The organism is Pseudobdellovibrionaceae bacterium, assembly GCA_020635075.1.
Taxonomy (GTDB): Bacteria; Bdellovibrionota; Bdellovibrionia; order Bdellovibrionales; family UBA1609; genus JADZEO01.
This window is the reverse complement of record JACKAM010000001.1, coordinates 393,270-405,168: the sequence shown is the minus strand read 5'-3', so window position 1 is coordinate 405,168 and position 11,899 is coordinate 393,270. Positions and strand designations below refer to the sequence as shown.

12 protein-coding genes are annotated in these 11,899 nt (G+C 50.7%); 4 read left to right on the top strand and 8 right to left on the bottom strand.

Going from position 1 to position 11,899, the window contains the following annotated elements; genetic code table 11:
- Nucleotides 1-9: 9 nt before the first annotated feature.
- From H6624_01685 to H6624_01655, 7 genes are all read right to left on the bottom strand, one after another.
- On the bottom strand, nucleotides 10-1,302 hold the full coding sequence (locus H6624_01685; protein ID MCB9083019.1) for a TolC family protein: 1,293 nt from the start codon (nucleotides 1,300-1,302) through the stop codon (nucleotides 10-12).
- A gap of 1 nt (nucleotide 1,303) precedes the next feature.
- Complete coding sequence (locus H6624_01680; GenBank protein ID MCB9083018.1) at nucleotides 1,304-1,660, bottom strand: helix-turn-helix transcriptional regulator; 357 nt, start codon at nucleotides 1,658-1,660, stop codon at nucleotides 1,304-1,306.
- Nucleotides 1,661-2,245: 585 nt separating this feature from the next.
- Complete coding sequence (locus tag H6624_01675; GenBank protein MCB9083017.1) at nucleotides 2,246-3,043, bottom strand: MBL fold metallo-hydrolase; 798 nt, start codon at nucleotides 3,041-3,043, stop codon at nucleotides 2,246-2,248.
- Between the two features lie 27 nt (nucleotides 3,044-3,070).
- Nucleotides 3,071-3,787: an SIMPL domain-containing protein gene (locus tag H6624_01670; GenBank protein ID MCB9083016.1), complete on the bottom strand. Its 717-nt coding sequence runs from the start codon at nucleotides 3,785-3,787 to the stop codon at nucleotides 3,071-3,073.
- On the bottom strand, nucleotides 3,787-4,359 hold the full coding sequence (locus H6624_01665) for an N-acetylmuramoyl-L-alanine amidase (protein ID MCB9083015.1): 573 nt from the start codon (nucleotides 4,357-4,359) through the stop codon (nucleotides 3,787-3,789). Before H6624_01665 ends, H6624_01670 begins: the two co-directional genes overlap by 1 nt.
- Before the next feature lie 174 nt (nucleotides 4,360-4,533).
- The gene (locus tag H6624_01660) at nucleotides 4,534-6,384 is read right to left on the bottom strand and encodes a HAMP domain-containing histidine kinase (protein MCB9083014.1); all 1,851 of its coding nucleotides are present in this window, start codon (nucleotides 6,382-6,384) and stop codon (nucleotides 4,534-4,536) included.
- Entirely contained in the window at nucleotides 6,381-7,112 is a 732-nt protein-coding gene (locus tag H6624_01655) for a response regulator transcription factor (protein MCB9083013.1), read from the bottom strand. Before H6624_01655 ends, H6624_01660 begins: the two co-directional genes overlap by 4 nt.
- 163 nt (nucleotides 7,113-7,275) lie before the next feature.
- Between H6624_01655 and H6624_01650 the strand changes: the two genes are divergently transcribed.
- Complete coding sequence (locus H6624_01650) at nucleotides 7,276-8,028, top strand: murein L,D-transpeptidase (protein MCB9083012.1); 753 nt, start codon at nucleotides 7,276-7,278, stop codon at nucleotides 8,026-8,028.
- 4 nt (nucleotides 8,029-8,032) lie between these two features.
- On the opposite strand, the gene H6624_01645 is transcribed toward H6624_01650, so the two are convergent.
- Complete coding sequence (locus H6624_01645) at nucleotides 8,033-8,983, bottom strand: hypothetical protein (GenBank protein ID MCB9083011.1); 951 nt, start codon at nucleotides 8,981-8,983, stop codon at nucleotides 8,033-8,035.
- Between the two features lie 122 nt (nucleotides 8,984-9,105).
- Between H6624_01645 and H6624_01640 the strand changes: the two genes are divergently transcribed.
- The 3 genes from H6624_01640 to H6624_01630 are packed head-to-tail and all read left to right on the top strand — an operon-like array spanning nucleotide 9,106 to nucleotide 11,895.
- Nucleotides 9,106-10,956, top strand: a complete 1,851-nt coding sequence (locus H6624_01640) for an ATP-binding cassette domain-containing protein (GenBank protein MCB9083010.1) — start codon at nucleotides 9,106-9,108, stop codon at nucleotides 10,954-10,956.
- 31 nt (nucleotides 10,957-10,987) lie between these two features.
- Nucleotides 10,988-11,491: a hypothetical protein gene (locus H6624_01635; GenBank protein MCB9083009.1), complete on the top strand. Its 504-nt coding sequence runs from the start codon at nucleotides 10,988-10,990 to the stop codon at nucleotides 11,489-11,491.
- A complete protein-coding gene (locus H6624_01630; GenBank protein ID MCB9083008.1) occupies nucleotides 11,488-11,895 on the top strand; it encodes a hypothetical protein in 408 nt (135 codons plus the stop codon). Before H6624_01635 ends, H6624_01630 begins: the two co-directional genes overlap by 4 nt.
- Nucleotides 11,896-11,899 lie beyond the last annotated feature (4 nt).

The following is an 11,899-nucleotide window of genomic DNA, read 5'->3' as shown; positions in this document are numbered from 1 at the left end:
CCCAACTCCTTAAGGCAACTGTCCGCCAGTTAACATGAAATGAGCCCCCTCCAATTGATGGAGCTGACGCCGGGCTTTGGTTTGATCCACCAACAAATCCACTCGCCGAGACAAGACCTCAGTCAATTGCAGAGCATTCATGGACCCATTTAGAAACAGTTTTTGACTCACCTGCATCTGTTCTTTAAGAAGTGCACTTGATTCCTCTAGAAGGCGCAGGTTTTCCTGGGTGGCCTTAAGGCCGCTCATGACTTGTTCAAATTGAATGGTCTCTTCGATTTGCATCTTACGGGCCTCGGCTTCACTGGCCTGAGCCTGATGGTAGGCCTGGCGATAGGCTCCCCGACTGTTAGATGAGTAAATCTCCCACTGGAGAAACACACCACCACTTAAGGCATCTCCTGCGCCTCGATCACCTTCAATTCTCTCATAATTCACTCGCGCCCCGACGTAAGGGAGAACGCGGGATTTCTGCGCCTGGGCTTGGAAGCCAAGGGCTTGGGCCTGCAGTTGATGGGCCTTCACCCGTGAGGACTCAACATGATCCTTCCCTTTTGAATGTGAGGATACACTTTCGGCCACCGGACTCCAGGTGTCTCCCAGGCCGCCGGCCTTTTGGGATAAGTTTGATTTGATTCCCTGGCTCTCAGCACCATTTGCCTGTTTAAGACCCACCACTCGGTTGCGCAGACCCTTTAGACCCAAGAGGCCTGAATAACCAACCGGGTTTCCCTTTCTCCCCACCTGGTACTTGGCCAATACCTGATTCACCAATTGCTCCACTTCAGAAAGTGATGCCTGCTGTGAATACAAAGCTGTCAAATCGCGATAGTCACGAAGTGCGGTGGTGTAAAGAAATAAGGACTGGGCTTGTTCGGCTTGAGAAGCAGCTTCAGCCATCTTGCCTCCCGCCTCACTTCCCTTTTGCCCGCGACCGCCTTCGTATAGCGCCCAATCCAACTGAGCTCCAGACATAATATAGGTCTCGCGATCAGGGTCATTTAACTCCGTAGGCGAAAAGTCCGCAGCCTGGATCTCTCTTTGCCCCAGTTTGAGGAACAAACTATTTCCCGGTGCATCGGTATTGAGGGCCTGAGCTCCCACGCTCAGCCGAGGCAACCAATGCTTCTTAGCCGCCTGTGCGGCTGCTTCTGCTGCTTGCCTTTCTTGATTTTTTTGCTGCAACTCCGGAGCGTGGACACGAATCTTGGCCCATATCTCAGAGAACTTCAGGTTGTTGTCTCCCCGGGCACCGAAGCTTGCGGCCAACAATGCGCCGAGAATGATGTTTTTGTATCTCATTTTAGATGCCTCTTTTGAGCTGCTTTTTGAGATCGGCCTGGAGTTTTTCCCTTTTCTCCACCCTTTTGAGTAATAGATGGCGAATCATTCCACAGGCCTCCTTGATCTGTGGAAAAGCCAAGGAGATATATTGATAGGTCCCCTCTTTGCGGCTTTCGATGATCCCCACGGATTTCATCAGTGATACATGCTGAGACAAATTGGCCTTGGAAATATCCAGGACTTCCAACAGGTCCGAGCAAGTCTTCTCCCCATCCGCGAGAATGTCCAACATCTGCAAACGAACAGGATGGGCCAGAGCCGAGCAGATCTCCGCTTGCAACTTATATATGATTGGGGTGTCTTTCTTCTTAGCCATGGATCTATACTACCCACATTGTTCATTAGTTGCAATATTTATTAACTACTGAACTACGCAACGAGCTAAGCTACCGAAATCACACAACTCTCCATCTCACCCTGAGGCGATCGACCAACAACGCAAAACTGGCCCCTTTAATTGTTGATCCACAAAACCCTGTGCTGCCCTTATCCGGGAATAGGTCCGATTGACGAGCCATTCCCGGAAATCCGAATCCTCTGCCGTCGCGCACGGTGGGAGGCTGAGTGACCGAAGGGAATAGGCTCAGCCGAACGGAGTGCGTCAGCATGCTGACGCACTCCGAAGACACGCCTGCGGCCGAAAGGCGCGTGAGGATTTGCGGAGAATGGTCGGCAAAGGACCGATTTCACCGATTAAGGATTTTGTGGATCAACAATTAAAGGGGTCAGTTTTGACAACACAGCAGACGGACCCTTTTCACCAGATTTCCGCTCTTAGAGGCTGGTCAAAAGGGTTCGGATGCAAGGCGGATGAATTCGAGCGAATGGAATCGTACTTGTGGGTACGTTGGAGTGAGCGAGAGTTCATCCAACGCGGCAGACGGACCCTTTTCACCAGCCTCTAGCCGAGCCAGGGCCAGCGCTCCCCACACTGTATATCCCTCTGCAGTTCAATCAGCTGATCCTTCACCCGATCAAACAGCGGCCACCGATGGCCAGGACAGATTACTTTGATTTCTTTTGCATCCAGCTTCAGGATTGACGTCGCTGCAGCACCCAAATCGAGAGTCACGGGTCGAGCCATGCGCCTGGGCTCGCCATTGACGACCGCCAAAGCGTCGCCGGCAAACAAACAAGCTTCTCTTTCATCGAAAAAACTCAAATGCCCAGGTGTGTGTCCGGGAGTTTCGATGACCCGCAGGCGATCAAAGAGTAACTCACCACCTACTATGTGGCGATCAGCTGTGACTGGATGGGAGGGACCATCCTTGAGGAGTCCTTTAAGTAAAACCAAAGGGCCTGCTTCGGGAACCCAGCGACTGAGCCAGGCTAAGGGTTTGCGCACGCCACTAGGTTGAGCATTGAAGAAGGGTTCTTCCAGTTGGTGGTAATAAATGGGGGTTGAATGGGTCTTTTGCAGATAATAGGCACCGGCCGAGTGATCGTTATGCCAGTGAGTGAGTAACACCGCTGCCACATCTGCTGGTTTCCTCCCCATTTCCTCAAGGCCGGCTAACACATCCTCTCCCGATGAGTTCATTCCCGCATCGATGGCCACCACCTGACCTGTTCCCAAATCCATCAAATAGGAACAGGTCAAGTAAGAGGGCCTACGCAAACACCAGGTGTCTTCGGTGACTTTAAAGACCTGAAGACCGGGGCGAGGACTGTTGTACTGAAGCAATGCTTTGTGTGCCACCCCCAGATTGTGGCACAGAGCCCTCCGCTAGTCCAAGAAGAAGGAGAGATTGGTCACCACCCGGACCTTCTTAAACAAAGCCCTGTTGTCGGACCAGTTCTCGATGGTGCCACTGTCGCGAATCTCGAAGTAACCCTGATCAGCCCGACGTATACCGCGCACGTTGTTGTTGGCGTTGGCTGCAAAGGACTTGGCGGCATCGCGGGCGTTCAGAGTGGCCTCCTTAATCATCTCAGCTTTGATTTCGTTGAGAGATTCAAACTTGTAATAAACATCTGATCTGGAAATGCTCACCCCTGCCAAAACCAGTTCATCCACCTGACCGGACAGCTGGCGCAGCTGATCCACCCGATTGGTGGTCAAAGTGAACTTGGCGTAGCCCGTATAGCGAGGCATGAGTTTGTGTTTGACTCCGTTTTTGTTCACGTACATGGAATCCCTGTTGTCCGTAATATTAATATTGTCAAAATCAAGATCATCTGAGGAGAAACCTCCCTTTTCAATCAGGGCTTTGACCTTGCCCTTGATACGTTTGTACTCCAAATACTGATTTTTCACTTCGTCAGAGTTCATTTTGAAATTCACCTGCCAGATCGCCAGATCTGACTTAACCACCCGCTCAGCCAGACCTTTCACGTTGACTGTCTTGTCGAAGTTTTTCAAATAGCGAAGCCCCGCATGGACAAAGGCTCCAAGAACAACAATGGCAATGGACAAGGGGACGGCTAAATACAACTTACGCATCACTTCTTCCTCCGTGTTAGGTTTTTCCCCGGACATAGGGTCTGTTCCTTTTTTTTGTTGTCGTTATCAAAGTGGACCTCTCCGTGGCCCATGATTCCTGAGTTTGGAATCTTGTACTTTTTCTGTAATTCACTGATGAGGCTATCCAATGCTTTCTTCTGCGCTTTTGTTGGCTTGTGTTTCTGCATATCACCCACCAGGCAAATCCCGATGCCAAATATATTGTGGTTCCATGAATTGATTGAAACATGAGTTCCTGACATCTGCTGGCGCCAACGAAAGGTGCTCTGTACCTCTCCGTCTTTCATCCCCTTGCCGTTGCCGATCACAAAGTGATAGGCAATTCCCCCATATCCTTGATCGCGATGGAAGCGATCAAAGGCGGCCACGGACCCTCCGTCCGTGGCCGAATGGTGGATGACAATGTATTTCCAGCCCTTGTATTGGGGGGACTGTTTGTAATACCAGTCATCAAATTGATTGGACTCATCCAAGGCGGTTGAGGAGGGCTCCTCGTCGGCCTTGCAGCTGAAAATACATGTCAAGATTAGGAAGAGAATCGGAGCTTTCATATACTCAGAGTAAACTAATCATCAGTCTATTCCAGACCAGCCTGAGTAAATGATAAGGTCACTCAGTTTACTTGGAGTTTACGATCCTCTTTTGGTTCCAGGTCCTAAACCGGGATGCATGAAGCCAAAATAGGCTATCAAATGAGAACCGATTTTGGCTTCGTGCATCCCGGTTTAGGACCTGGAACCAAAAGGGAGGCTAACCAAAAAACAAGCTCCGGGACGGGCTTTCTCATAGGACACTTGGGCCTTCATCAGCTCAGACAACTGCTTCACCAGGGCGAGGCCAATCCCTGTTCCTGTGGTGGAGCGAGTGAGTTCATTTTCCTGACGGTAAAATAAATCAAAGATCTTGTCTTCACTCTCACCGTGAACGCCGGGACCATAATCGCGAACACCAATGACCAGATGGTCGTCCTCAACCGTACCTATGATCTCAATGACTTTTGGCTCACAGTCGCGGGCAAACTTAAGGCCATTGTCGACAAGATTCATCACAATCTGGAGAAGGGCGTCTCGATCAACAGACACCTCGCCACTCAACTCCTTTTGGCGATTGACTCGCAACTCAAATCCGGAATTCTCAACCTGCGGGAGAACGCGAGAGACGACAAAGTCCAAAGCCTCGCCCGTGGGAAGAACCTCACAGTTGAGCACCAATTGCTCCCGACCAATGCGAGCCATGCTGAGCACGTTGTTAATGAGGCGGCTCAGTCGCTCACTCTCCGTTAAGATGTAGCTGTAGGACTCTTGCTTTTTGTCCTCATCTTTGACCCAGCCAAAACGCAGCATCTCACTGTGCATACGGATTGACGTTAGGGGGGTTCGCAATTCATGGCTCACGGCCGAGACAAAGTCAGACTGCCTCTGCACCAGTTCCAGCTGCTTTTTGTTCAAAAAATAAAACCAAACAAGTCCACCCGAAAGAATGAGAAAAAACACAAAGAGCACACCATTAACCAGCCACCGCTCTTTACTTACCTTGAGACCCGCCGTCGAGTAGAAAAACCTCAAGTCATCAAATGGAGCGTGGAGGGTTTGCTCAAGAATCAGGACTTGCTGACCCTTGCGCTTGTTGGCCTCGGTGAAGCTGGGGAGAATTCTCTCACCCGACGCCACCACCACCTGATCTTGTTTATCCTCAGACAGGCCTTTGCGAAAGCGAGGACGAATGACCTCGGCAAAAAACTTGGCCTCATCGACCAAAAAGCCCTGATAGTAGCTTTGCTTTCTAACCAGCACCTCCCGATAAAACAGAATGTGCCCGGTATTGAGAACCACACTTTGAAAGGGATATACGACAGCGTCCATGCCCTTGATGCGCATCTGGCGTTTGGCTTCCTGAATACCATAGGAGGACTTGGACTTCTTGGTCACCGCCATCGACTTTTTGCTTGGGGCAAATTTGGACTCTACTAACTCCAACTCTTCAAGACTGCCCCCCTTCATCGCCGCCAGAGTGTTGGTGACCGACAAATCTCGAAGCTCGCTTTCTCCAGTCAAATTCATTTTTTCGCGAAGCTTAAAGAATGCATGATCGCGCTGAGCTTTCGGATTTAACAGCTCCGCCGATTTCAAGGTGTCATAAATCTGAAACAACTTCTCCCGGCGGGCGCGCGGATCGTTGAGTTGCGAGGACTGTTTGGCACTCAATAAGGGCCAAACCGGAGAAGTGAAGCGCCCGTCGTCATCAATCTGAAAATAACCGATCACGCCGGGAATTCCGGTCTCCGGCTCGATTTTGGCTAAAGGGGAAACGCTCAGAAAGTAGCTAAGACCGATCTCCTGGACATAGCTAAAGCTGTATTCAGTAAAAGGTCTTAGGTCTTCGCTGCGAACCAACTCACTCAGACGATCGAGAGTGAACTCATTGATGGCTTCGGCTTCGGTTCTGACGTCCTGATAGGCCTGGCGCTCAAAATAGGAGTTCAACAGATAGCCCAAGAAAATCATGGGCAAGGACAGGCAAACGAGGAAGAGCAAAAGAAAGCGAATGAGAGACTTCCTCTGCCCACTGGTTTTCATGACACCAGCACTTCAGACTGAACCAACTGATAACCCCGACCACGAACAGTCCTGATGAACTCCGGAGTTTTAGGCTGAAGTTCAATCTTTTTACGCAACTTAGCGATATGAATATCAACTGTCCTGGTATCGTACTCTGGGCCTTCCTTGTATCCCCAGACTTGGTGAAGGATTTCCTCCCTGGTTTTGGTACGAAAGTCATCCTGAGCGAGAAACTGAAGAAGCTCCACCTCACGCAGAGTGAACACCAATTCCTCTTCTCCCCGACCCGCACCGGTCAAACTGGTCGGGTCGACGACAAGTCCATTGCCAATACGGATCTTTTCCGTCCGCACGGGTTGAGTGCGCCTGAGGACGGCCTGTACCCTTAACAAAAGTTCCTGTACGGAAAAAGGCTTTCCCACGTAGTCATCGGCCCCGAGACTCAAGCCGTTGACAATGTCTTCCTCGCTGGTTTTGGCTGTCAGCATGATGATGGGAAGTTTTTTTGAGTGTCGGCGAATCCCCTCGCAGACATCAAATCCGTTCATTTTTGGCAACATCACATCGAGGATAACGATCTCGAATGGATCATTCTGTGCCGCCGATAATCCAGCTTCCCCATCGCAAACATCAGTCACCTGAAATCCGTGATAGATAAACAGGTTTTTTAAACCTGAGCGGATGGGTTCTTCGTCCTCAACGATCAATATTCTTGGTGCTTTCATGAATTCAGTTCCTGTTCTCATGATTTAATCCTGCCACAAGAGCGAAGTCCAGGTTGTAAACTCCACGTAAAAGACACTCCCCGCGAGAGTAAACACCAGGTAAAGCAATAAGGCTCGGCTTTTACAATTACCTGCCTGTTTTCAGACCCTTAAGGCCCCTACCCTGTCCCCCAGGAGGTGCCTCATGAAAGAGAAGAACAGCTACTTTTTACTGATTTTAACCCTCATCACCCTACTCTTGGGATTACATCTATTTAAGCGTCAGGCCCTGGGCCAGTCCGCCATCCTTCCCACCAGCCCCTTGTCCCTGCGTGTTCGACACCAACGTGAACTCGGGCTCAAAAAGACCATGGGTGATCGCGGCCTGCAACTGGGATCAGAGGTGTTCTTGCGTGCCTTCAAACACAGTCGCGTCCTTGAAGTGTGGATAAAAAAAGAGGAAGCCTATGAACTGTTTAAAACCCACCCCATCTGTTACTTTTCGGGATACGCAGGCCCTAAAACAAAAAAGGGAGACCAACAGGTGCCCGAGGGCATTTACGCCGCCACCCCCCAGCGCATGAACCCTTTCAGCTCGTACCATCTCTCATTCAATATCGGTTACCCAAATGCACTCGATCGCGCCCTCGGCCGCACCGGGGGGAGCATCATGGTCCATGGCGACTGCGTCTCCCTTGGCTGCCTAGCCATGACCAATAAGGGAATCGAAGAGATATACACCATCCTTGAAGCTTCATTTCTCGCCGGCCACACTCAAGTGCCGATTCACATTTTTCCCTTTCGCATGAACCTTCTCAATCGTTGGCGCTATATTCGCTATGACTGGCAGGACTTCTGGAGCCAACTGAGTCCCATTTATGACTACTTTGAGGAACACCGTCAGGTCCCCAGTGTAAAGATAGAGAATGGCCGCTACCTATTGGAGGAAAACCAATAGACCACTATTCGCCGGTCTTCGGTGAGGAATCAGAGTCAGGTGGCGCCGTTTGAGGTTCAGACGAGCCTGGGCCTTCTTCTGCAGCGCCATCCACAGGCTTGGTCACGCTTTCTTTGCTATCTAGTTCCTTCGCACCACTCAATCCACCTGGATTTTCGATGCCAATAGTCGTCGATTCGCTGGTCACCTCTTTGCCGCCCACCTTGGCCTGACGTTTGTTCCAAGACAATTGAATCATCAGAACATCCGAAGCCTTTCCACCGGCTCCGGCATCGGCCATTGAGGTCAACAGCGTGCCAATGGAGAGGTTCTTGGGCTCATAGAACACATCAAATCCATAACTGGTGGACGTGAAGGCATCAATCGTGTCACTGGTGTCGTCAGTTGCCACCGTTCCCCCAAGTGTCGAGGTGAACATGACAAAAGGGGCTAGAGTCCAATCGTCATTCACTTTGTATCCACCCTGAATGCCAATTGGGATCGAGTACAAAAGGGAAAATACCGATGAGGAGAGCTCTCCAAGAGGTGGCCCGAGTTCCACGGTCATCGCGCCCACATTTAGATCCAGGCCAAAACCACCGAACAAAATAAGCGAACCCTTGCCACCGCTATAGGCAAGATATTCCAAATCGATCTGATAGTGAGTGGCCAGCACCATCATGTCTCCTGAATTGGACCCCTTAAAATCACCGGCAAGCAAATTCAGTCCCACCATGCCATCCCATGCAAGGGTGTCTTTGATGGTCTGACGAAAACCGGCGTTAAAGCCCACACCAGAGAGGCCCATTTCTTCACTTTCAAAATCCAAATAGCTACCCGTCAGTTTAACAGTGGTCTCATCCAAATCATAAAAAGGGTGAGGTACGGGGGCAGGAGCAAACTGAAAATTAGAATTACCCTGAGCCAAAACTACGGAGGAGTAAAACAGAGTAAGAATAAGGAGTAGAGTTTTCATTCGAGAATTATCTTCTGATTTACCTGCACGGTCATCTCGATCGACCCCTTCTGGGCTTAATGCGGGCCCTAGGTTAAGAATTTGTATGACTCCCAGCCCCGCTGCGACTATAGTCCCCGGGCATGGCAGAAGTTCTATTACAGGTGCACAACGGCGGTAAATCCTTTGGGGCACGAAGTCTTTTTGCGGGAGCCAGCTTTGCCGCCAATGTGGGCGAGCACATTGGGGTGATTGGTCCCAATGGGGCGGGGAAATCCACACTGTTTCGCTGCCTGGTGGGTCTGGATCACCTGGACTCAGGAGATGTGATTCAGTCTTCCAGCTTGCGCCTCGGCTATTTGGCTCAGGAGGACGATTTTGTTCCAGAAGAAACCGTCGAGGACTATCTTGGCAAAAACAGTCTGACTCCTATTTGGGAATTGAAGAGTCTGGGGAAGAAGTTGGGACTGTCGGAAAAACACTTTTCATCGGTTCTGACTGAGCTCAGCGGGGGCTACCGGATGAGGTGCAAACTGTTGGCCCTGATTGGCCAGCAGCCCAACCTCCTTTTGCTCGATGAGCCGACCAATTATTTGGACCTGGAGTCTTTATTTGTTTTGGAGTCCTTTCTCCAGGATTTCAAAGGCGCCTTTTTGCTGATCTCCCACGACCGGGAGTTCCTCCGCCGCACCACGGATCATATTTTGGAAATCGAAGGTGGGGAGTTCACCAAGTTCAACGGCAATATCGATGACTATTTTGAGCAGAAGGCCCTGATTCGGGAACAGTTAGAGAAACAAGCTCTCAGTCAGGAATCCAAACGCAGTGAGATTCTCAAGTTTGCGGCCAAGTTTGGGGCTAAGGCCACCAAGGCCCGCCAGGTACAGAGTCGACTCAAACAACTGGATCGCATGGAGAGCATTGAGCTGTCGCCCCTGCAAGTGAAGGCAAAAATTCAGATTCCTCCACCTGTTCACACGGGCAAAGTGGTGCTGGAAGCAATAGACCTGCAACTCGGTTATGGCGATCAACCTGTCCTCAGCGATGTTCAACTCTCCATTGGGCGCCAGGACCACATCGGAATTGTGGGGATCAACGGCGCGGGAAAATCCACCCTGCTTAAGGGTTTTGCCCAGAAACTACCACCTCAATCAGGACAGGCCAAACTCGGTTACAATGTCGATGTGGGTTACTATGCCCAGCATGTAGCCGAAGAACTAAACGCTGAAGACACGGTTTATGAGGCCATGATGAGAAAGGCCCACAGCGATGTTCTCCCCCAGGAAGTGAAAGACCTGGCTGGCTCATTGCTTTTTTCAGGAGAGGACATCAACAAAAAAGTGGCTGTCCTATCGGGAGGAGAAAAAGCACGGGTGTCTTTGGGGCAGATTCTGCTTAAGAAATCTCCCCTGCTGATTTTGGATGAACCCACCAATCATTTGGACTTTCACACTGTTGAGGCTCTGACCCAAGCTCTTCACTTTTATCCTGGCTCACTGGTTGTTGTCAGCCATGATCGTGGATTTATCAAACGAATTGCCACTAAGATTATTGAGATCCGCGATGGCCATGCCTCTCTCTATCCTGGGACCTACGATGAATATGTGTGGAGCCAACAAAAAGGGGTCATGGGCTTAGTTGGGACAGAAAGGTCTCAAGACGCTCCCTCGACCGGCGAATCCTCGGCGGAAAGTTCAAAGGTGAACACCAAGGAGCGCCGCAAAGAGCTGGACAGACAGATCAAGTCCCAGGAGAAACGCTGCTTGGAAATCAACCGCGAGATCAAAAGCCTGGAAGCTAAGACTCTGGAGCTCAATGAAAAGCTGATGACCGAGTCCGGCGATCAGGCCCAGCGATTGGCGAAAGAATTGGGCGATATCCAGGGCCGTAACACCCAACTCGAAGAGGAATGGTTCGAGCTTCAAGACACCATTGAGTCCGCCAAGACGGAAATTGAGTCCCTGCGCGGCGGTAAAGATCCGTCCATTTCTTGACAGTAGTTCCCGCCCCGATGATGCTTGATGGATGAAATTTCCACACCGCATCTTTGTGTTTTTTAGCTCCTTGCTTTTATTGGCCGATGTCGCCTGGGCCTCTGTGGATTTGGGAGTGGGAATGACCTCGGCCATGGGCGGACGGCACATTCCCTCAATTGCTGGAAGTTACCGAGGGGCCCAGTGGGAATTCACTGGCTTTGCCACCGGCGTTCAATCTGAGATTTACTTTCACTCCGCCTATGGATTAAATGTCTATCGCCACTGGAAGTCCGGAGGTATCTGGGGTGGCCAAGTTTCATCAGGATTTGGCATGGGAGTCATCTACGCATCCCGAGGGTTCCAGGACCAAGGCTCGTCAACTGAAGAAACCAAGGACGATTTTGCTGCGGGTCCTGCATTTGAAGTTCAATGGTTTGTACTTGGCCCCATGTATCTGCGCCTTGAAGCCCTGTATGGGCTTAGAGATATTGGCGCCCACGCAGCCCTGAACGCTCAGGACTTTGTTCACTTCTCTCTGGGGTTTAGCCTATGAAACCTTCGATGAGAGTTTTTGCCATCTTTTTTTTGGTCGCCACGCTCTTCCCCACTCCAAGTTTCGCTGGTCGCAAATCCGGACTTCACATGTTTGTCGGCACGGCCAATCAATTGACGTTTCCTGGCACCATTCGTGTGGGTTGGTACGAGTGGGAAGCCGGAATGTTTCATCCCACCACCTACGGAATGGCAAAGATTTTTTTCTTCAGCCCCTCGCTGTACACCAGTCTGGGGTTTGCCGCCACCACACAGGGGGCTCTTGATTTGGGCCTTATGGGTTCCATTGGTTTTGATTACGACTTGTTTTGGGGGTTGGGCCTCCGGGCCGAGCTATTTGCCGTTCATAGTTTCAATGGTTTTTCCACCGGTGTGGGAATTCTTGGGCTGTCATATGATTTTTAAAAGG

What these genes read in the sequence shown, in the direction of transcription:
- H6624_01680 (MCB9083018.1), bottom strand. Translation starts at nt 1,660, where the DNA reads ATGGCTAAGAAGAAAGACACCCCAATCATATATAAGTTGCAAGCGGAG.
- H6624_01650 (MCB9083012.1), top strand. Translation starts at nt 7,276, where the DNA reads ATGAAAGAGAAGAACAGCTACTTTTTACTGATTTTAACCCTCATCACC.
- H6624_01660 (MCB9083014.1), bottom strand. Translation starts at nt 6,384, where the DNA reads ATGAAAACCAGTGGGCAGAGGAAGTCTCTCATTCGCTTTCTTTTGCTC.
- H6624_01685 (MCB9083019.1), bottom strand. Translation starts at nt 1,302, where the DNA reads ATGAGATACAAAAACATCATTCTCGGCGCATTGTTGGCCGCAAGCTTC.
- H6624_01635 (MCB9083009.1), top strand. Translation starts at nt 10,988, where the DNA reads ATGAAATTTCCACACCGCATCTTTGTGTTTTTTAGCTCCTTGCTTTTA.
- H6624_01640 (MCB9083010.1), top strand. Translation starts at nt 9,106, where the DNA reads ATGGCAGAAGTTCTATTACAGGTGCACAACGGCGGTAAATCCTTTGGG.
- H6624_01665 (MCB9083015.1), bottom strand. Translation starts at nt 4,359, where the DNA reads ATGAAAGCTCCGATTCTCTTCCTAATCTTGACATGTATTTTCAGCTGC.
- H6624_01655 (MCB9083013.1), bottom strand. Translation starts at nt 7,112, where the DNA reads ATGAGAACAGGAACTGAATTCATGAAAGCACCAAGAATATTGATCGTT.
- H6624_01630 (MCB9083008.1), top strand. Translation starts at nt 11,488, where the DNA reads ATGAAACCTTCGATGAGAGTTTTTGCCATCTTTTTTTTGGTCGCCACG.
- H6624_01645 (MCB9083011.1), bottom strand. Translation starts at nt 8,983, where the DNA reads ATGAAAACTCTACTCCTTATTCTTACTCTGTTTTACTCCTCCGTAGTT.
- H6624_01670 (MCB9083016.1), bottom strand. Translation starts at nt 3,787, where the DNA reads ATGCGTAAGTTGTATTTAGCCGTCCCCTTGTCCATTGCCATTGTTGTT.